This window comes from Acinetobacter sp. 826659 (assembly GCF_000588515.1).
GTDB lineage: Bacteria > Pseudomonadota > Gammaproteobacteria > Pseudomonadales > Moraxellaceae > Acinetobacter > Acinetobacter pittii.
This window is the reverse complement of sequence record NZ_JFYD01000005.1, coordinates 211279-231830: the sequence shown is the minus strand read 5'-3', so window position 1 is coordinate 231830 and position 20552 is coordinate 211279. Positions and strand designations below refer to the sequence as shown.

The 20552-nt window shown below is 36.8% G+C and carries 16 protein-coding genes and 1 pseudogene; 7 read left to right on the top strand and 10 right to left on the bottom strand.

Annotated elements, in window-relative coordinates; all coding sequences use genetic code 11:
* Positions 1-53: 53 nt before the first annotated feature.
* Both J663_RS12125 and J663_RS12120 read left to right on the top strand, forming a co-directional pair.
* Complete coding sequence (locus J663_RS12125) at positions 54-941, top strand: sulfite exporter TauE/SafE family protein (protein WP_033849945.1); 888 nt, start codon at positions 54-56, stop codon at positions 939-941.
* Positions 942-1037: 96 nt separating this feature from the next.
* Complete coding sequence (locus J663_RS12120) at positions 1038-2147, top strand: 3-deoxy-7-phosphoheptulonate synthase (protein ID WP_081404725.1); 1110 nt, start codon at positions 1038-1040, stop codon at positions 2145-2147.
* Positions 2148-2219: 72 nt separating this feature from the next.
* On the opposite strand, the gene J663_RS12115 is transcribed toward J663_RS12120, so the two are convergent.
* From J663_RS12115 to ybaK, 9 genes are all read right to left on the bottom strand, one after another.
* Positions 2220-2963 (bottom strand): adenosylcobinamide-GDP ribazoletransferase, encoded by a 744-nt coding sequence (locus tag J663_RS12115; RefSeq protein WP_033849944.1) that lies wholly within the window; start codon positions 2961-2963, stop codon positions 2220-2222.
* A gap of 106 nt (positions 2964-3069) precedes the next feature.
* Positions 3070-4638, bottom strand: coding sequence for a histidine-type phosphatase (locus J663_RS12110; RefSeq protein ID WP_033849943.1), 1569 nt, complete (start codon positions 4636-4638; stop codon positions 3070-3072).
* A gap of 124 nt (positions 4639-4762) precedes the next feature.
* Positions 4763-5362 (bottom strand): histidine phosphatase family protein, encoded by a 600-nt coding sequence (locus J663_RS12105; RefSeq protein WP_033849941.1) that lies wholly within the window; start codon positions 5360-5362, stop codon positions 4763-4765.
* Positions 5355-6410: a nicotinate-nucleotide--dimethylbenzimidazole phosphoribosyltransferase gene (gene cobT / locus J663_RS12100; protein ID WP_033849940.1), complete on the bottom strand. Its 1056-nt coding sequence runs from the start codon at positions 6408-6410 to the stop codon at positions 5355-5357. The genes J663_RS12105 and cobT overlap by 8 nt, the downstream gene beginning before the upstream one ends.
* Position 6411: 1 nt before the next feature.
* Entirely contained in the window at positions 6412-6930 is a 519-nt protein-coding gene (gene cobU, locus J663_RS12095; RefSeq protein ID WP_032062329.1) for a bifunctional adenosylcobinamide kinase/adenosylcobinamide-phosphate guanylyltransferase, read from the bottom strand.
* Positions 6918-7544 carry a 2'-5' RNA ligase family protein gene (locus tag J663_RS12090; RefSeq protein ID WP_032062331.1) on the bottom strand — a complete coding sequence of 209 codons (627 nt, stop codon included), beginning with the start codon at positions 7542-7544 and terminating at the stop codon, positions 6918-6920. Before J663_RS12090 ends, cobU begins: the two co-directional genes overlap by 13 nt.
* Positions 7545-7648: 104 nt before the next feature.
* The gene (mtlD, locus tag J663_RS12085; protein WP_033849937.1) at positions 7649-9796 is read right to left on the bottom strand and encodes a bifunctional mannitol-1-phosphate dehydrogenase/phosphatase; all 2148 of its coding nucleotides are present in this window, start codon (positions 9794-9796) and stop codon (positions 7649-7651) included.
* 562 nt (positions 9797-10358) lie between these two features.
* Positions 10359-12590 carry a TonB-dependent receptor gene (locus J663_RS12080; protein WP_033849934.1) on the bottom strand — a complete coding sequence of 744 codons (2232 nt, stop codon included), beginning with the start codon at positions 12588-12590 and terminating at the stop codon, positions 10359-10361.
* A 158-nt stretch (positions 12591-12748) separates the two neighbouring features.
* Positions 12749-13216 carry a Cys-tRNA(Pro) deacylase gene (ybaK, locus tag J663_RS12075; RefSeq protein ID WP_017386867.1) on the bottom strand — a complete coding sequence of 156 codons (468 nt, stop codon included), beginning with the start codon at positions 13214-13216 and terminating at the stop codon, positions 12749-12751.
* A gap of 190 nt (positions 13217-13406) precedes the next feature.
* Between ybaK and J663_RS12070 the strand changes: the two genes are divergently transcribed.
* The 4 genes from J663_RS12070 to J663_RS12055 all read left to right on the top strand — a co-directional run bounded on the left by J663_RS12070 (position 13407) and on the right by J663_RS12055 (position 18058).
* On the top strand, positions 13407-13709 hold the full coding sequence (locus tag J663_RS12070; RefSeq protein ID WP_004792622.1) for a hypothetical protein: 303 nt from the start codon (positions 13407-13409) through the stop codon (positions 13707-13709).
* 234 nt (positions 13710-13943) lie between these two features.
* Positions 13944-15317 (top strand): ABC1 kinase family protein, encoded by a 1374-nt coding sequence (locus J663_RS12065; RefSeq protein WP_033849930.1) that lies wholly within the window; start codon positions 13944-13946, stop codon positions 15315-15317.
* Between the two features lie 228 nt (positions 15318-15545).
* Positions 15546-16829, top strand: a complete 1284-nt coding sequence (locus tag J663_RS12060; protein WP_171073665.1) for an acyl-CoA dehydrogenase family protein — start codon at positions 15546-15548, stop codon at positions 16827-16829.
* 23 nt (positions 16830-16852) lie between these two features.
* Entirely contained in the window at positions 16853-18058 is a 1206-nt protein-coding gene (locus tag J663_RS12055) for an acyl-CoA dehydrogenase family protein (RefSeq protein ID WP_033849928.1), read from the top strand.
* Positions 18059-18169: 111 nt separating this feature from the next.
* On the opposite strand, the pseudogene J663_RS12050 reads toward J663_RS12055, so the two are convergent.
* A pseudogene (locus J663_RS12050) lies at positions 18170-19393 on the bottom strand (alkane 1-monooxygenase).
* Positions 19394-19582: 189 nt separating this feature from the next.
* On the opposite strand from J663_RS12050, the gene J663_RS12045 reads away from it, so the two are divergent.
* A complete protein-coding gene (locus J663_RS12045) occupies positions 19583-20527 on the top strand; it encodes an AraC family transcriptional regulator (RefSeq protein ID WP_033849926.1) in 945 nt (314 codons plus the stop codon).
* Positions 20528-20552 lie beyond the last annotated feature (25 nt).

The following is a 20552-nucleotide window of genomic DNA, read 5'->3' as shown; positions in this document are numbered from 1 at the left end:
TTTATCTCTAAAAGGAATAAGATATCTGCGTTTCGTGATAAGTGGCGATAAAGATGTCTGGTGCTTTTGAATTTATCTTAGCGGGTATGTTAGTTGGTTTCTGTGTAGGGATTACAGGAGTTGGTGGTGGATCATTAATGACACCAATTTTAATTGGTCTTTTTAGAATTGAACCACATATCGCGATTGGTACCGATTTACTTTATGCTGCAATCTCAAAATTTTGTGGATCAATGGTTCACGCTAGAAAACTCAATATTGTCTGGCCAATTGTTTTATGGTTGGCTGTAGGTAGTATTCCTGCATCTTTCGGTACCGCATGGGTACTTGAGCATTATTTAAGTCAGTCAACACACTATAAAGCTGTATTAACTATGGTACTAGGCTTTATGTTGACCTTAACTGGTGTTTCCATCATTTTCCGTACTCGTATTGAGAAATTCTTTAATAAATTCAGAAATAAAGAAGTCGCTCAAACTGAAAATGAACAGTTGGCAATCCATAAAAAACGTAGCTTTATCGTGATTATGGGCATCATTTTAGGTGTATTCGTAACCCTTTCATCTGTTGGTGCGGGTGCATTCGGGATCATGGCACTTGTGATTATGTTCCCGAACTTGCCTATGATCCGAATTATTGGGTCGGATGTTGTACATGCAGTATTACTTACCTTAGTAGCTGGCCTTGGGCACATGAGTGCTGGTAACGTCGACTTTACCCTTCTGATGTGGTTATTGGTGGGTTCAATTCCAGCAATTATTATTGGAACATTAATTAGCTCTCGTATGCCTGAACGTTTAATCCGAAAAATTCTAGGGATTACCCTATTTGCCCTCGGTGTTAACTTTATGGTTCATCCAGTCAAAGCAAAACCGAAAGCACCTGTGGTACAACAACAAGCAGTAGTTGCCGAAAAAACAGGCAATTCGACTGAAAGATAGTAAAATCAATAGGATTTTTCCAATCTGAAATACCGTGAGATGTAGTATTTTCATAATTATTTCATGGTATATTCAGTACACAAAACAACCTTTAGTATGATCGAACCAGTGACAGCAATGACTACACATTCAAATTCCGTTTCAAAGCCAGATATCGACGACGTTAATATTAAAAGCATTCAAACTCTTGTAACACCAGCTGAGCTTAAGTCAGAACTTCCTTTATCTGACGTTGCTTCGCAAACTGTTCTAAAAGGCCGCGAAACTATCCGTAATATTTTAGATGGTTCAGATAAACGTTTGTTTGTCGTTATTGGTCCTTGCTCTATTCACGACCCCAAAGCTGCTCACGAATATGCTGATCGCTTAAAAGTACTTAGTGAAAAAGTTAAAGATTCATTGTATTTAGTTATGCGCGTTTATTTTGAAAAACCACGTACAACTATTGGTTGGAAAGGCCTAATCAATGACCCTGATATGAATGACTCATTTAATATCGAAAAAGGTTTACGTATTGGCCGTAAACTCTTGCTTGAGTTAAATGAAAAAGGTTTGCCATGTGCAACTGAAGCACTCGACCCGAACTCTCCACAGTACTACCAAGACTTAATTTCATGGTCTGCGATTGGTGCACGTACAACAGAGAGCCAAACTCACCGTGAAATGTCTTCTGGTTTATCATCACCAGTTGGTTTTAAAAATGGTACAGATGGTGGTTTAACTGTTGCAACCAATGCGATGCAATCTGTTAAATATGGCCATAGTTTCTTAGGTCTAAATGAAGACGGCCAAGTTTCAATTATTAATACAAATGGTAACCCTTATGCACACGTTGTATTACGTGGTGGTAACGGTAAACCGAACTATGACGCAGGCTCGGTTGCAGAAGCAGAAAATGCTTTAGCAAAAGCTAAAGTGAGCAACAAAATCATGATTGATGCGAGCCATGCTAACTCAAATAAAGACCCGTATTTACAACCACTTGTTCTTAAAAATATTACTGAACAAATTTTAGATGGTAATAAGTCAATCGTAGGTATTATGGTTGAAAGTCACTTAAAAGGTGGACGCCAAGATATTCCTGACAATCTTTGTGATTTAGAATATGGCAAATCAGTAACTGATGGTTGTATCGATTGGGAAACTACTGAAAAGACATTGCTTGAAATGCATGAAGCTTTAAAAGATGTTTTACCAAACCGCTAATTCATCTTTTTAAGATTGAAAATTAAGCCCTCATTTTTTGAGGGCTTTTTTATTTTTGGATGAAACTCAAAATTAAAGTAAATAAAAATAACTCAAAACAAAAGCAAAAAGGAGTACGGTTTCACTTAGTTCAATCGCTGCACCAACTGTATCCCCCGTAATACCACCAATTCTTTTAATAAACAGATGTCTTAAATAAACGAGACTTATTAAAAAACTAATGATGGCAATAAGTCCTTGCAACTCCCAATACAAAGGTAATAGTAGAACGAACCCAGTGATTATCCATGAAGTTGTTTTAGGTGAGTGATCTGTCAAAGAACGCCCTAACCCTTTTTCACGTACATATGGTGTAGTTAAGAATAAAATAGATGGCACCACACGCCCAAGGCTAGGAACAAAGACTAAAAATAACGTTTGATGCTGTTCAATCAATACATAAACCAGTGCAAATTTGAGCAAACATATGATAACTAAGCTGAGGGCTCCAATTGGGCCACAACTTGGATCCTTCATGATTTGTAAAGTTCGTTGTTTATCACCAAAACCGCCTACCCACGCATCGGCTGTATCTGCTAGCCCATCTAAATGCAGCCCACCTGTTAGCCAAATCCATAAAGTCATGATGATAGTAGCAAGCAAAAGAACGGGTAATTTAACTAAAAGACACGAGATAAGAAAAAGAACGCCACCAATAATCAGCCCAACCAGTGGATAAAACAAAATAGCTCGACCATTTTGTTGCGCCGTCGGCATTGTCTTTAGCTCAATAGGCAGAACAGTTAAAAATTGCAATGCAATCCAAAAAGGTGTCATATCCAAGTCTCTAACTGGTCTATATTTAAAAGCAAATTAAATTATGAAGAAATAAAAATGGGAATAGCAATCCCTATTCCCATTAAAGACTTCAAAAACTGAAAATCTATTGCATTTGATAGCACTGTTTCAATTTAATGTAGTCGTAGTAAAAACTAGTTGGTGTATAACGTGCATAGTTACATGCAGATTTAAATAAAGTTTCCTTTTCGTTATAAAGCATTTTTACCAAAGTAGAGCCTTGGCTATTTTGATAAATATCCCACTGTACATTTGCCGCCATAGGTGAAACTACTTCACCACGCCATGTACTTGTTGAATAGTTATAAGTCTGACGTAGTGGTAACGGCTGCATCATATTATGCAAATCTAAGCTAGTTGCCAGAGGAATAATAATTTCAGCATGGGCAAACCGTAAAACTGCTTTGTAAGCCTGAGCTTTATTCACCACAGCATCAACTTGTTGGAACAGATCCTGTTTGAGCCCTTGGGCAATTTCACTTGTGACTTGATTTGACTCTGTGAAACTTGGACCTTTTTCATAAAAATCATTCGCATCATTAAATTCAGCATAAAATTTTGCAGCATCTAACGGCATATATTTATCAAAATCAATACCTTTCAACTCATCTTTCATACCACCAGAAATTGAATAGAGCTCATAAATATAAGCTGCTGGATCTACTGCACTAGCAATCGTATTTTTGCCCTTACCTTTTTCTGTAATTTGCTCACCTTTAGGTGAAGTGACTGTAAAAGATCCAGTGTTGCTAAAACTATAACCTTTTGTACCAAGTTTCTTAATAAAGTCTGCTTTAAAAATCGGGCTGAGCACTATTTGAGCTGTTTTTTTAGCTTCTGAATTTTTTGATAACTCATCTAACTTTTGTGCTAAATCTTTATTATTTTCTTCAAACTCTTGATAGGCCTGACTAGCATCATAAATTTTTTGTTGGCTAGCACTCAGGGGTTGAGCTAAGTCTTCGTCTGCATTCAAACTATGAAAATAGAGTTTGAAACGATCTACGCCGCCATCTTCAACACTCGCCACGCTCTCACTTGATAAATTGGTATAAGACAATGGAAAAATTTTATCTTTCAGTTGCGGTTGTTGTTTTATAAGTTCAGCAGTGAAAAATTTAGCACTATCTACCGCACGATCCACCCCAGAACTTTGTACCAATATAGACGCCTGCGTATTTAAAAGAGTTGGTAAGCGCTGTAATAAGCGATCGGCAATACCGCGGTGTTCTAAAATACCAGTCATGGTTTCATTTCCATAACCGTACTGACGAATCCCTTCAACACCATAACCTAACAAAATATTCGCTTTCATCATTGCTTCTAAATCAGCACCTAATTGCTCACCTAATGGTGTTAAGGCATTTTCAGCTTTCGCCTGTTTCCATAAATTATAAAGTGCTAAATCATATTTCAGACTTGATAAACCTCTCGAACCGTGACGTGCCACTAACTCTGTAAAAACTGGCTGGAACCCAGTCGGCGCTTGTTCATAGCTTTTTAAGTCTTGTTGAGGTTGGTAAGGCGTTTTGGTTTGATAATATTTTGATGAGTTTGTAGATGGTGCAATTTGAGCTTCTTGATCATCATTGTTATTACAAGCCGCGAGCAATAATGATGCTGCAAGCACAGTTGTTTTAAATAAAATATTCATAAGCCAGATGTGTGATTAATAAGAAATGCCAATAGCTTAGATACTAGCAATGACAGTTCTATTACACAGGCTAAAATAACATTTTAAAAATAATAACTTACAAGTGTATAAAAATATAAAACTACTATCTTAACTTAAAAGTTAATTGACCATCTGTTTCAGAAAATTCGAGTGAATATAATTTTCCAAGCTCTGCCGGCATTTTAAGTAAGTCATCTAGAGGCTGTTGTCTGGCTAAACAAGCCAATAGCTTAATCACACCGCCATGAGTAATAACTAAAGCATGCCGTAAGTTTTGCTTTTGCATATACTCCAGCAAATCCTGAAAACCTTTAAGAACCCTTGTTTGAAACTGATTTAATGTTTCTGCGTGAGGTGGACAATATTGACTTGGTTTTTGCCAAAAGTTTGCCAGTAATTCGGGTGAGGTTTCATAAATTTGCTGAGTTGAGACGCCTTCCCAATCACCAAAATACATTTCCTTTAAGTCATGATTTAGAAGTAAAGGGAGTCCAGTTGTTTTAGCAAGTTGCTCAGCAAAACAAGCGCAACGTTTTAATGGTGAACTTACAATGACATCCCATGTCTGGTTTGTAACTTGCTCAATGGTTGACTGCATTTGCTGCCAACCTTTTGCTGTTAACTCATCATCTAAATGTCCACGTAAAGTATGGCTATATTGACTTTCGCCATGTCTGAGCAAATCAATTCTAAATTTACCCAATTTTATCCCCGCTAACAGCAGCTTCGGCAAATGTAGCCATCTGGTTGTGTAATACACATGCCATTTTAACCAATGCCAAAGCAGCGCCAGCACCACTACCTTCACCTAAACGTAAATTCATTTTTAAAATCGGCTCAGCATTGAGTTCTTGTAAAATACGTTGGTGGCCATATTCTGCCGATTGATGGCCAAAAAGCATCCAGTCACGCACTTTAGAATTCATTCGTACTGCGCATAAAGCAGCGACCGAACTAATAAAACCATCCACAATGATAGGTAAGCCCACCTGCGCACAGCGGATATAAGCACCTGTAATTGCCGCAATTTCCAAACCACCTACGGCGCATAATGTTTTGAAGACATCACCGACGACATGTTTATGGTGAAGTTCAATTGCCTTTTCAATCACTTCAATTTTATGTCTTAACTGATCGGCACCAATTCCTGTACCAACTCCAGTTAATTGCTCGGCAGTATCATTTAATAAAAGACATGCTAAGGCAGAAGCAGAACAGGTATTTCCAATTCCCATTTCACCCGCAATATAAATATCTGCACCTTTAGATTTGGCCGTGTCTACACTGTTTTTACCTAACTCTAAGGCAGCACGGCACTCTTCAGCATTCATTGCAGCTTGTTTGGCAAAATTTGCTGTGCCGGCACGAATACAATGACGTTCAACCCCTGCATATTCATATGCTTCACCAACTGTACCGCAATCAATCACTTGTAAATGAGCTTGATGATATTTGGCAATGACACTAATTGCTGCACCACCAGTCGTGAAGTTTTGTAACATTTGACGGGTAACGGCTTGAGGATATGCAGAGATATTTTCTTCAACCACGCCATGATCGCCAGCAAAAACTGTAATCCATGGATGGTTAATGTGTGGATGCGCATTTGATTGCAAACTAGCAAGTTTTACTGCTATCAGTTCTAGATCACCTAAAGCACCTGTAGGTTTGGTCAGTTGAAGCTGGTGTTGCTCAGCTTGTTGTTTTGCGTCCACATCAGGTTGCTGTACAGATTGTAACCACCAGTTCATTTTATTTCTCACCTTTTAAAATCATTGGAAAACCAGCCACACAAAACACAACCTTATCTGCAATTTGCCCTAGAGCTTGATGTAGTCTGCCTGCTTCATCGACAAACCGACGACTGATCTCACCGAGTGGTACAACACCAAGACCAGTTTCATTACTTACTAAAATAATTTCTGACTGAAGCGTGGGTAAAATTTTTAACAGCTGCTCACATTCAAATTTCTGAACATTTTGATCTTCTAAAAGTAACAAATTGGTTAGCCAAAGTGTTAAACAATCCACAAGAATAATTTGATTAGGTCGATCAATTTTTTGCAGAATCTTTGCTAAATATAAAGGTTCTTCAACCAAGGACCAGTGAGAAGGACGCTGATTTTGATGATGGGTTATTCGACTTTGCATTTCAGAATCTAGCGCTTGCGCCGTTGCAACATAAGTGACAGCTAATTGCCTGTCTATTGCCGTTTGTTCAGCCAGTCGGCTTTTGCCAGAACGGGCTCCACCCAAAATCAGTTGCAACATGCATCACCTAAAAACAAATGCTGATACGGATATAACTTACCTTGTAAAGTTTGAGCTTGATAATAACCAAATGTTAAATGCTCAACTTTAAGGTCAAATTCAGCCTGTTTATATTGTACAGGTAATTCAGAAATTTTTTGTAAAATCAAATCACTACTATAGTCTGTTTTATACAACCCCAAAGTGATGTGTGGGCAATAATCTAAAGCCGCAATTTCATTAGAAACTAAACCTAACTTTTGGCGTATCTGAAATAAGATATTTTCAGTGTCTCCTATTTCTACAAATAGAGCACTACTAAAGCTATCGATTGAACCAATTTTTAAATGAAACGGAGCAAAATCTTCTTTTTTTAAGATTTCTCTTTGCTGCTCAAATTCACTCAAACTAAAGTCATCACTATAAACTCTGGTTTCGTGGTCTAAAAATCCACATATAAACAGTGTGATATGATATTGACGACTATTGGGTTCTAATAAGAATTCTGAAAAATGCGCACGCAATTGATCTAGATAATGAACTAATTTCTGATCATTAATTTCTAGATACCACAATGCGTAATTTTGACGCCCAAGGTGCCATTCGGGATAATCCCGTATAGGTGTTGGCACCATGAGTGTGGAGGGTTTTAACAGCACAGTTTTAATTCAAAATTATTCAAATTTTGTATTAAAACATGTTTGTCTTTCAATTGTTGAGGTTAATTCAATAAGCAAACTCAAACATATTGATTTGATGTAGTTTTGGTATTGTTCAGCTTAATGTCCAAAGGTTGTTTACCTTGTTCAGAAAACAAATATTGGATAAGTTGAACCAATTCAGCTTCAAGCTGTCTTCTTTGAGTTGTACTCAAGTCTAGGTTCTGAATTTGTTGCTGCAGATGTTCAACAGCTTTAGTCTCTTCAATTTCTAAAAATTGAATCGCATAGGCATAACCTAAAGCAGCACCTTTTAATAAATTTTTATAAGGCAAATCATGACAAATATTCACAGCAATTGATGCCATGACACGTTCATTATGAGTGAGTTTGCGTAGTGGATCTCTAGCTACGCGTTGACAAGGATCTTTAAATGCATATTCACATGAGTCTAGAAAACTTTGTGACATTCGATCCAGATCTTTTGCATAGTTAGGTAATACAATAGCAAGTCCCTGCTTCACTTCTGCAATTAAGTTCTCTGCAAATGCTTTAACTAAATGATCACCCATGGCAACACCAATAGATTCATAACCCATTAAAGATGCATACCAAGCAAGCATCGCATGTACACCATTCCATAAACGATTTTTAATGAGTTGAATGTCAGTAATTTGGTCAACCAATACCACCTGACGCAACTTTTCAAGTAAAGGACTGCCTTTCTCTACATAGATTGGCATATCAGTTTCACTATGGAACAAGATTAAATCCATGCTTTGTAAGATATGTCCCGGCTGGAAATTACGGCGCATGTTATCAACATAGATAGAAGCCTGATTTAGTTTATCTTGATTCAGTTTATTACAGTCTTCAATTTCAATTTGGTCTTCTTGCTCCACATCTTCTAAATGCTGTTCAAGAAAATTATGTTTAATACGAAGTTGACGATATAAATTCTGATTAGAAAGTTTTGAAACCATGCGATTAACTACGGTGTCGCAAAAGTAATGCTCTTTTAAAATATGCTCGGTTACATCTTCATCGTTGGTTAACTCTAGTAGAGCTTCTTTAAGATGCTTCATAACCAAATATTTCGCACCAACCTTATTTAAAATAATTAGAAAGGTTAACGGTTCTATACATGTTTCAAGTTGCGAATTAAAACGCGCATATAACCCTTTTGCAATTATTTTTGCCTCAACTTCGATGGCCTGTTCGGGTAAACAAAGTGCGATCAAACTTGAATGGGTATACATCTCCAACATTTGTTGTTCATTTTCAGAATCAACAATGGTCATATTCTCAATACGTTCATCATAAGAAAATTGCCCATAGCGAATACTATAGGTTCCAAACGCATTTACAGCTTCGCGGAAAAGACTATTTCGTGTTGACGCAATTATACGTTTTGGTTTCGTATAACCATCCCAATGCGACAAGATCTGCGCTATATAACCACCGCCAATAGCACCGAAACCATGTATTCCAACAGTAAGCTGATTCAGACTTTGCGGAAAAGGTTCCTGTATCTCTGGCATATCCATAACAGGAATAAATTGGTCAAGATCAGTTAAAAAGTCATACATCTGGTCATAATAAAAATGCGCTTTTTCCAGCATTTCATCATTTGGTTCTTTAATATCTTTTAATAAAATCGTTAAACCTTTCGATGTGTGGGCTGAAGTTAAACCATTTTCAGAATCTTCAAACATAAGACACTGGTTGGCATCCAAGTGAAGTTGACTAGCAGTTTTTAAAAAGATTTCTGGATGCGGCTTGCCTTGCTCTACTTCATCACCACAGGTAATCACATCAAAAAATTTATAAACATTCGCATTAATTAAATATTCTTCTGCAATTGCCCTACGGCTTGAAGTCGCAACAGCCATTCTCAAACCAGATTTTCGTAAACGTTCTAAAACTTGAACTAAACCCTTTTTGATAGGTACGCCGTGTTTTCGAATATATTCGAGTTCCATCTCATCAGCTTTTTTTCGAATTTCTTTATATGGAACATTTACGCCATATAGACGTTGCGCCAATTGCTCAGCAGTAGTTGCACTTAAACCTAAACATTGCATTAAATATTCGTTTGAAAACTCCTGTCCAATGAGTTCTTGAGATGCTTGTTGCAATGTTTGAAACCGCAATCTCTCAGTATCAAACATTGTCCCATCCATATCGAAGATAGCTCCGTGAACAGGTTTTCCATGAAAAATAAGCACGTTTTTACCTCTTTTTTTGATCATGTTTTATTCAGGGTATACAAAAAATGGCTAAAAAGGCAGGATGTTAATAAATGAAACATTAGTGGTTATTTTTTAATCAAAAATATAATCGATCTGTTACTGAGTCAAGTTAAACATCCAAAAGAGTTGAAATATATAAATAATTATGAAATCAACTTTAACTACAAAAGCAGCAGGCCATCCTCGCCTGTTGCTTTTGGTTAGTTCTTTTTGTTGCGCTGATAATGTTTATTTTTCTTTGTTCCATTTACCGCTAGTTGAACCTGCCTATTTTTATAATATCCTGCAGGCGCTCACATACCAGAAATCAACTCATATTTTTCAACACCATTGTTATTGGAGTCTCTGGTATAACTTTAAATCGCCTAAAACTTAGCATTACAGTAGTAGACGTTAATCTTAATTACTAGAACGTTTCTCAACTTTCAATATGGATAATGATAATCATTTGCATTTAATAATGCAAGTTTATTTTATTATTTTTTAAATTTATTAAGGAATACCTATGATTTATAAATATTCCCTATCTCACTTCATATTAATAATTAAATGTATAACTGATGCCGTAAGTACGTCCTTCAGCTGGAATACTTTCTACAAGACCGTATACTTTTTCTGCTTGTTGACTATAGACTGTTCGATAGTCTCTATTCCAAACATTATATACACCAAAATCTATACGTCCTTTCCAAGCTGGAAAATGTGCCAAAACATCCATCGTGCTATAGCCTTTAATTTTTACAGCTGAAAGTGAGCCATCTTTTACTGCTTCATTTGTACCTTTTACAGCAAGCATTTGCACACGAGCACCATATCCTTCATCACTGTTCCACTCGGCAAAAACCGTACCTTTGATTGGTGAGACTTGAAAAGCATTCAACTCTTTCCATTTACCATCCGTATCTTTATATTGACCTCGCGTATAACCAAGTGTTCCTCCAACTTTAAACTCTTCCATAAATGGATAGGTCGCCGTTAGTTCAGCACCATAAACACGTTGGTCTTTGTCCATAACCTCAGCAACAGTTTCTTTATTACTGTTCTTGTAGAATTGAACAACTTTGTCTGAGGTATTATAGAAACCTGTTATACCTAGATTTAGACTCTGCTCTCCTTGTAAACGCCAGCCTAATTCATAGCTGTTTACACTAATAGGTTGGATGTTAGCGGTTGATATATTAAATGCATCACGCATCATCCGTTGTACATCTGGAAAACTAAAACCTTGAGAAAAATTAGCAAATATTTGCTGCTCATCTGTTAATTTATATATCGCTCCCAAATTGAATAAAACAGCATCGTCATTTACAGATCCGCTTGGTTGTATCCCATTTTTAGTCGAGTACTGTTCTGTTTCAGCTTTGATATATTGGTAACGAGTACCAGCTTGGACATTCATACGGTCTGTTAAAGCGTAATCACCTTGTAGAAAAATGCCAGCGCTTTGAATTGTTGTATTTGGACCGGCATCGGAAGTTTTACCTGTAGGTTTATAGGTCAAACCTGTATTAAATGCTGTGAAATGCTCGTAGTGTTGTTGATCTTTTTCATGTTCATAATCTAAACCATAAGTTAGATTAAGATCACGATTCATAATATTTAAATCACTTTGTACCGTTGAACGCAAACCAGCAACTTCGATTTTAGATTGAGATTGTTTTGCTTCTGTACCTTCTCCTCCTAAAAAGACTGGAAAGAAACGAGCATCTTCTTTACGGTAATATCCTTCTAAATTTAAGACCTGACCTAAAAGATCTTTATTTTGGTATTGAGTGTTGAATGCATAGCGCTCTGTAAAAGGCTGATTAGGTATTTCTAAACCCTTCTTCCCAATATATGAGTTAGGCGCTCCTCCATAAATATAATTTTTCCCATAATCAGGACCATAATTCGTATCTTGTTCATCCTTATAATACTGTGCACCCAAACTTAGTGATTGGTTATCAGTTAAATCTATATTTATACGACTATTAATATCAATTGTATCAGTATCAGGACGGCTACCTTGCATAGGTGCTATAGCAATACGATCACCATGGCTATCGAACTGAGATCCGCGACTAGTGAAATTAGCCCCTAAGAAACCATTTACATTATCTTTATTAAATGAAATAGATTGGCCAATTTCATAAGCTAGACTATCACTCCGAAATGTATCGGAAGACGTCATACCAAATTTAGTTTCAAAACTTACAGGTTTAGTCGAATCAGCACGTTTCGTAATAATATTAATAATCCCGCCGGTAGAACCTGATCCATAAATACTTGTAGCTCCTGAAAGAACTTCAATACGTTCAATCATGCCTGGACTAATACTATTTAGCTGCCGAGCAACATCGCGTGAGCCATTTTGTGATACGCCGTCAATCATAATCATGACATCACGACCACGCATTGTTTGCCCATAGTTGGTAGTCGTTCCACTACTCACCCCAAGTGATGGAACCAACTGAGCTAGAATATCGGCAATTTTCCGTCCAGCAGTTGCCTGTTGTTCAATTTGCCGCTTTTCAATCGTTTGAACTGTACCGGCAATTTCAGCAATATTTTTGGGGGTCCTTGTCGCCGTCACTATAATTTTTTGCAATTGAGCTACAGGCTTTTGTGTCGGTTGATTATTAAGGATTTCCTTTTCAATATTTGTATTTGCATAAACGTGCTGCGCAAATACTGCTGCTAGAGCAATACAACAAGGTTTTAATTTAAAATACTGTGATTCAGCACACATCAGATGATTTGAGTTAGCCCCAACCTTTTTGTATTGATTCATTTTCCCTTTCTCCAAACCCAAAAGTTATTAGATAGTTATAAGGCTCGGAATAATACTAAATATAAATAATAATGAGAATTGTTTTTATTAAAATAACTTGATTTAATACTACCTATCTTAAAATTAGTTAATTTAATGAGATAAGAAAAAGATTTATTTTACTCATCAAGCACATCAACAAATTGAGCGTTTAAGAGTTGTGCTAAATCTTTAGGATTTAAACCAATATCTAGTCCCCGTTTCCCTCCACTCACATAAATTTTGCTGAACTCTTGTGCAGATGCATCAATAACGGTTTTTAAGCGTTTCTTTTGACCTAACGGACTAATTCCTCCGACCAAATACCCTGTTAAACGTTCGGCATCTTTAGGATTAGCCATCTGTAATTTTTTACAGCCAAACGCCGTAGCAACTTTTTTTAAATTTAATTGATGATTAACTGGCAATACTGCAACAAAAAAATTTTTATCGTCACTTACCATTAAGGTTTTGAATACTTCCCTTACATCTAAATTTAGTTTTTCAGCTGCTTCTAATCCAAAACTTTTGGCATTTGAATCATGTTCATATTCATGAATAGAAAATTCAATTTTATTACTTTTTAACAGTCTACATGCAGGAGTCATAATAGGTTGTGTTATTGATGAAATTGTTTCGATTATAGTTTTTTTAGAAAATTTTTAAAATTCGCTTAGGCTATTTACAAGAGTTACATAAAAATTCAAACAGCAACTGAAGAAAAGATAATCTCAACTTGATATTCATGGCTCGACTCCATATATTTTATTTAGAATTGAAGTCTGAGCTGACAATTTTATGAGTTATAAACACAACAATCTGATGGCGATGCGTCACCGTTTTTGGGATGAATCTTCAGATTCTGTATTAAACGAAAAGCAATTTTTACAGCAGACATTAATTGAACAAGGTATTTTTAATAACGCAACTCTTGATGATGTTAAGTATTTTTTCTATACCCTACCTAGCATCATTATTGTAAAAGCTCATGCACTTGGTTTTATGCATGATTCAGTCAAGCAAATGTTATTACAACATATTCAGACCAATCGCCTTCATTTGATGCAAAAATCTGAATTGAAGATCCAATTTAAAATGTAATCTAAGTTTTTGTGCAAGATCAGTTTTTACCCTAGTTCTACTCACCTGAACGCTGTAAATTTCTTAGATTTTAAAATTGCTTAGGCTATTTTAAAGTTAATGAAATAAAGATAGCCAATTAGACTGATCATTCAGTCCGAGAGAACTATTTTAATACGCTCAAAACATGTAATATTCGTTACAATTTTAGATCACCAGCGTTTGGCTGCATGATGCGCATAGGATTCTATTTTCATGTCAAATCAGAAAGATAAGCTTAAGAGTTTAAAAACTTCTTCCATGGATCGACGCTTATCAATCGCGAAAGCTTCTTTACTTGCAGGAACACGTTGGGCAACTGCAAGTGCCTCTTCTTTATTTTCTAATGAGGAAGAAAAAGAAAAGAAACGTAAAAAAGCGATGAGCGAGCAAGCTAATTATCTGGTTTCTGAAATAGGTAAACTTAAGGGTTCTATTGTTAAGATTGGCCAAATGATGGCTCTTTATGGTGAACACTTTTTACCAGAAGAGATTACACAAGCATTAAATACTCTAAATAACCAAACTGTTGCCTTAGATTGGCCTGCAATTAAGCCACATCTACAGGATCAACTTGGCGCTAAGTTAAATGATTTAACAATTGATCATGAGCCAATTGGTACGGCCTCTCTCGCACAAGTACATCGTGCAACACGTAAATCAGATGGCTTAGAGCTAGTTTTAAAAATTCAATATCCTGGCGTTGCAAATGCAATTGACTCAGATATGAGTCTTTTTAAAAACATGCTTAAACTAACACGTATGGTGCCACAAACCCGTGAATTTGATCAGTGGTTTGATGAAGTACGTGAAATGATGCATCGCGAAGTTAACTATGATGTAGAAGCTGCGACTACCCGTCGTTTCGGTGAACGCTTAAAAGACGACGAGCGCTATATTGTTCCTACGATTGTAGATGAGTATTGCACAAATCAAGTGCTCTGCATGACTTTCGAACGTGGTGTGCCAATTAACAGCCCTGTTATGTTGTCATTACCTCAAGAACGTCGCAATCAACTCGGTGAAGCATCATTGGAGATTGCGGTTCGTGAAATTTTTGAATGGGGCGAAATGCAGACTGACCCTAACTTTGGTAATTACCTTGTCCGTTTGGGGAATGGTCAAGACATTCAGGACAAAATTGTATTATTAGATTTTGGTGCTATTCGCCAGTTTGATGAACACTTACTAACAGTTGCACGTCAACTCATTCAGGCTGGTTATCAACATAATAAAGATGCAATGGTGAAAGCCATGACTGGTTACGAGTTTTTTGATGCAATGCCTGAAAGTATTAAACCGGGTATGGCTGATGTCTTTTTACTTGCAACAGAAGCATTCAGCACTCCTGCAAATAACCCAGATATGCCCGCTGGTCTTATGGATGAACATGAACGTTATGACTGGAAGAAAAGTCAGCTTCATAGCCGTGTTATGCAACAAGCTAGTAAATCAATGGCATCACGTTATTTTTCGGTCCCACCAAAAGAGTTTATGTTTATTAGCCGTAAATTCATTGGAGCTTACACATTTATGACGGTTATTGATGCAAAAACCAATGTGCGACGTATGATTCGTAACTTTGCTTGATTTAATGCAGACTAGAATGATTCCATGTCATTCTAGTCAATCCTTCTCGACTCACCCAATATTAAAACTTTTTTAAACAAATAAAATCAAAAACTTATAATTTTATTATTTTCTATTTGCCATTTATCTACTCATTTTTCTAATGTCAGTAGCGACATAGTTTTTTAATATAAGGCGTGTCAGCATAAAACAATAACGACATTTTAGGACAATATAATCATGACAAGTATGATCAATAAAGCTCAGGGTTTGGGTTTATCGCTGATCACAAGATTGGCTGGAAGCGATGTACTTGATCAACTCAAGTTGCGTAAATTTGTTGAGAAATCTCTTTATCAAGGTTCAAAAGCAGGTTTTAGAGCATTAACTCAGACTCAAAAAGCATTTAAGCCCAAGCAAATTTCTCAACAACGTTTGCCTCGCCAGCAAAAAAATTTATTTGATTTAAGTCTAACTGAAGAACAACAAATGACTGCTGAGGCAATGACTCAATTTGCTCAAGAAGTTTTATTAGGATTGGCTCATGATGCTGATCAGAATGCTCAGTTTCCTGAAAGTCTTTGGCAATATGTTGAAGATTTAGGACTTAACTACTATGCACTTCCAGAGGCATTAGGTGGTGTTGCGACTGAACAAAATATTGTTAGTAACTTATTAATTGCTGAAAAACTAGCTGAAGGTGATTTTAGCCTTACAGCAGGATTACTCAGTACATTTAGCGTTATCAATGCAATCACACGTTGGGGTTCAGCCGAAGTTCAGTCGATGTATCTACCATGTTTTGCGGAAGACTCAGACATTACAGCAACCTTTGCAGTTCAAGAGGCAACTCCAGCATTTAATCCTTATGCTTTAAAAACAAAAGCATCACTTGAAAATGATCAATTTCTTATTAATGGCGAAAAAACATTAGTGATTTTAGGTGATTTAGCTGACGTATTTTTAGTAAGTGCAGACTTTAACGGTAAACCAGATATATTTGTCGTGCAGAGCAACGAAACTATTTCTATTAAAAACACTCCAGCCATGGGGCTTAAAGCGACTGAAACAGCAACACTTCACTTTAATCACACACCTGCTCTACGATTAGGTGCAACAGATTTTGATTACACTGCTTTTTTAGATTTGGGCAACTTAATGTGGTGTGCAATGGCTGTAGGTACATGTGAAGCTGTAAAAGCTTACTGTATTAAATATGCCAATGAACGAACTGCGTTCGGTGAACCTATTTCTCATCGACAAAGTGTCGCGTTCATGATTGCAGATATGGCTATTGAAATTGATGCAATGCGTATGTTGGTTTTAAATGCCGCAAGCCTTGCTGAGTCAGGCAAACCATTTCACCGCGAAGCTTACTTAGCACAGATACTTTGTGCTGAAAAATCCATGAAAATTGGTACAGATGGTGTACAAATTCTTGGTGGACATGGCTTCACAAAAGAACATCCAGTTGAACGTTGGTACCGCGATTTACGGGCTACTGCAATTTTACAATCTGGCTTACATGCTTAAATGATCAATCAGAGGATACTTTAATGAATTTACAAAATCCTAAAAAATTCAAAATGATGATTGATCAAGCACATGATGTTGCGATCAATGTTTTACGCCCTATTTCTCGTAAATATGATAAAGCTGAGCATGCATATCCAAAAGAACTTGATATGCTTGCCTCTCTCATTGATGGCATGAATGAAGGTGGCGAAGGTATTAATGCTGGAGCTGCAGGAGCTGGAAAGCGCGGTGATACCGACAATGAAGGTATTCGTAACGGAACCAACATGTCGACCGCTCTTGGAATTATTGAGATGTGTTATGGCGATACAGGCTTATTACTGAGTATGCCTCGTCAGGGTCTCGGAAACTCAGCTATTGCTGCTGTTGCAAATGATGAGCAATTAGAGCGGTTCAACGGAACATGGGCAGCAATGGCAATTACTGAACCAGGATGCGGCTCTGACTCTGCCGCGATCCGCACCACTGCAACCAAAGATGGTAATGACTACATTCTAAATGGTGAAAAGATTTTTGTGACCTCTGGTGAACGTGCTGATTCTGTTGTTGTTTGGGCCACGCTTGATCGTAAACTTGGGCGAGCAGCTATTAAATCATTTGTCGTACCCAAAGGTACGCCTGGAATGAAGGTTGAGCGCCTTGAACATAAATTAGGAATTAAAGCATCAGATACGGCTGTGATTAGTTTTATTGACTGCCGTGTACCTGCAGAGAACCTTTTGGGTAATGCTGAAGTAGATGTCGCTAAAGGTTTTGCTGGAGTAATGGAAACCTTTGACAATACTCGTCCTTTGGTCGCAGCAATGGCAATCGGTTGCGCTAAAGCTTCACTAGAACGTATTAAAGAGATCTTTAAAGATCAGCTTGACCCTGACTATTCTACCCCCTATCTGCATGCTTCTAATCTTGCAGCACAAATCTATCGCATGGAAGCTGAATGGGAAGCTGCTCGCCTACTCATGTTAAAAGCAACATGGATGGCTGATAACAAAAAGCCAAACTCTAAAGAAGCTTCTATTGCAAAAGCAAAAGCGGGTCGTGTTGGTAACGAGATCACTTTAAAATGTGTCGAGTTAGCAGCAAGTGTTGGCTATAATGAAGATGAGTTACTTGAAAAATGGGCACGTGATTCAAAAATCCTTGATATTTTTGAAGGTACTCAGCAGATTCAACAATTGATTATTGCACGTCGTGAGCTTGGCAAATCATCGAGTGAGTTAAAATAATAGCCAAAGGGAGTTTCAAAGCTCCCTTTATTTTCTATATAAGTCAAAATTTAAAAAGCCCTCTAGTCAAAATACTAAAGGGCTTTTACTTTTAAGAAATGAACTTTCTATTTATTCAGTAGATGTTGATTCTAATGATTTATCAACCACACCAAATTTCTTAAAAATTTTTGCGCGTCGTTTTGGTGAAATATTTGCTTTGTTCAAATCACCTTTATAGTGATCAAAAACTCGTTTATCCATCATTTTGAACCACAACGAAGGAATTAACGCAGGCAGTAACATACTTGCATAACCACTTGGTAATTCTGGCGCCTCATCAAAATGACGTAATGCTTGGAATGGGCGAGTCGGATAAGCATGATGATCTGAATGACGTTGCAATTGGTACAAGAATAAGTTTGTTACAACGTTGTTATTATTCCAGCTATGCTCTGGCATTGTACGTTCATATTGACCATTTTCTTTTTTCTGACGTAGTAAACCATAATGTTCAATGTAGTTAATAATTTCAAAAAGACTAATGCCGTAAAATGCTTGTGTCGCTAAATATGGAATTGTGCTTTTACCAAAAATTCCCACCATAGAAGCATGGAAAGCAGCGCTCATTCCCCAGCCCTGTAATAATTCATTATCTGTTGACCAGAACTCTTTTCCTTTACGTTTTAAACGATTTTTCTCGATCTCAATTGCAGACTTAAAAGAACCTACAACTGTACGGGGCCAGAACTCATAAAATGTTTCACCCATTCGTGAAGAAGCCGGATCTTCAGGAGTTGCTGCACGTTTATGGTGTCCATAAGGATGTTCGATACGGAAATGGTTATAACCAGTAGGAACCAAAGCAAGATGAGATAAAATATGATCAATACGATCATGTTTGTGGCTTAATTCATGGGCAGTATTAATCGCAATACCATTAATCGCCCCCATCGAAACACCGAGCAAAATTTTATCAATAAATGACGTGCTTTTACGGCTTTTTTAATAAAAACCATAAAAAATTTCAGCATATTGCAGGGGAATAAAACTCTTCACGAGACGTGAGTAATATGGATCTTTTTCAAGGAGTTTAATTTCTTCATCAGTTGGATTACGTGCATCCTTCCCAATAATCGTATCAATAGCTGGAATCACCACATGTAATAATAGTGGACCACCTAAAGCGAAAACTTTTTTTAATGGGCGTGGACCAAAATGGTAACCAGCTAAAATACCTAAACCAATTACAGGTAGAGCCGGACTAATCATCCATAAATAGCGCTTACGATCTATCTCACGCATAGACGCTGGCACTGGCATAAGTTCTTGCTGAACATTTACTGGTGCATTCATAGTCATATTTCCTTTTTCTATATATCTATATAGTTAAAGAAATACTAATTACTTAACAGTAGTAACCGTCCAAAAAACCTATTTCAAAGTCTTTGGCATTTTCTTCCACTTTTTTGTCCTAAAAACACATGTTGATCTATTCTTATAGCTCACTATAATTTTAATAAAATAATGATTGATCATATAAACATGGATGCACTAAGTAAGTTTTTTGATGATATTCACCTTAATAAGTCTGAATACATCTATTTAAAAGCTCAAGGAGAATGGGCTTTTAAAACACAAGATCAATCTGCTTTACTTGCCTATATTGTTTTAACCGGTTCAGTATATATTCAACTTAATGCTTTAGAAAAAATAATTGCGACAGCAGGAGATATTATTTTAATACCTTCTGGAAAAGCACATAATGCCACTGACTCAAAATCAACAGCGAATAAACTAGTAGATTCAATAGATATTACTTCGTTTTTTAACGGTCATAGACAAGACGCGATTGAGTTTGGCACCTCCTCTCAAGATACAACCTTGTTGCTCTGTTTGCGCTGTCAGATTGATACTCATATGGCAGGCCCTTTGATTAATGCATTGCCTTCGATTATGCATATTCAGCACGAAAATCAAACCAACCCACCCGAATGGCTACAAATTGGGCTTTATTTTTTAGCAATTGAAACTCAAAAAATCAGGCCGGGACATGACAAAATTATTGATCATTTGGTCAGCATTCTTCTCATTGAGTGCATTCGTGATCACGTTCAACAAATGACAGATCAACAAAACTGGCTAAGTGCGTTAACCCATCCTGAATTAAGTAATGCCCTATCTGCTATTCACAGCCAACCAGAAGTCGCTTGGACAGTTGAATCTTTAGCAGAACGATGCTGTATGTCACGATCCAAATTCGCAAATCTATTTAATAGTATTATTGGGGAACCACCTCTAACTTATTTGCAACATTACCGTTTTCGTTTAGCAAGTCAGTACTTACGCACAAGTAATTTTTCAATTCAGCAAATATCAAACAAAGTCGGCTATTCATCCGAAACTGCTTTTAGTCAGGCCTTTAAAAGAATTTTTGATTTATCACCTAAACAATATCGACAGCAATATATCGAACATCATCTCGATTAATAGAAAATAAAAAAAGCGCCGAAGC

Excerpts from the sequence above, each read along its gene's own strand:
- J663_RS12065 (WP_033849930.1), top strand. The coding sequence starts at position 13,944 with ATGTCAAATCAGAAAGATAAGCTTAAGAGTTTAAAAACTTCTTCCATG.
- J663_RS12110 (WP_033849943.1), bottom strand. The coding sequence starts at position 4,638 with ATGAATATTTTATTTAAAACAACTGTGCTTGCAGCATCATTATTGCTC.
- ybaK (WP_017386867.1), bottom strand. The coding sequence starts at position 13,216 with ATGACTCCTGCATGTAGACTGTTAAAAAGTAATAAAATTGAATTTTCT.
- cobT (WP_033849940.1), bottom strand. The coding sequence starts at position 6,410 with ATGAACTGGTGGTTACAATCTGTACAGCAACCTGATGTGGACGCAAAA.
- J663_RS12120 (WP_081404725.1), top strand. The coding sequence starts at position 1,038 with ATGATCGAACCAGTGACAGCAATGACTACACATTCAAATTCCGTTTCA.
- cobU (WP_032062329.1), bottom strand. The coding sequence starts at position 6,930 with ATGTTGCAACTGATTTTGGGTGGAGCCCGTTCTGGCAAAAGCCGACTG.
- J663_RS12115 (WP_033849944.1), bottom strand. The coding sequence starts at position 2,963 with ATGACACCTTTTTGGATTGCATTGCAATTTTTAACTGTTCTGCCTATT.
- J663_RS12090 (WP_032062331.1), bottom strand. The coding sequence starts at position 7,544 with ATGGTGCCAACACCTATACGGGATTATCCCGAATGGCACCTTGGGCGT.
- J663_RS12045 (WP_033849926.1), top strand. The coding sequence starts at position 19,583 with ATGGATGCACTAAGTAAGTTTTTTGATGATATTCACCTTAATAAGTCT.
- J663_RS12070 (WP_004792622.1), top strand. The coding sequence starts at position 13,407 with ATGAGTTATAAACACAACAATCTGATGGCGATGCGTCACCGTTTTTGG.
- J663_RS12125 (WP_033849945.1), top strand. The coding sequence starts at position 54 with ATGTCTGGTGCTTTTGAATTTATCTTAGCGGGTATGTTAGTTGGTTTC.
- J663_RS12080 (WP_033849934.1), bottom strand. The coding sequence starts at position 12,590 with ATGAATCAATACAAAAAGGTTGGGGCTAACTCAAATCATCTGATGTGT.
- J663_RS12060 (WP_171073665.1), top strand. The coding sequence starts at position 15,546 with ATGATCAATAAAGCTCAGGGTTTGGGTTTATCGCTGATCACAAGATTG.
- J663_RS12055 (WP_033849928.1), top strand. The coding sequence starts at position 16,853 with ATGAATTTACAAAATCCTAAAAAATTCAAAATGATGATTGATCAAGCA.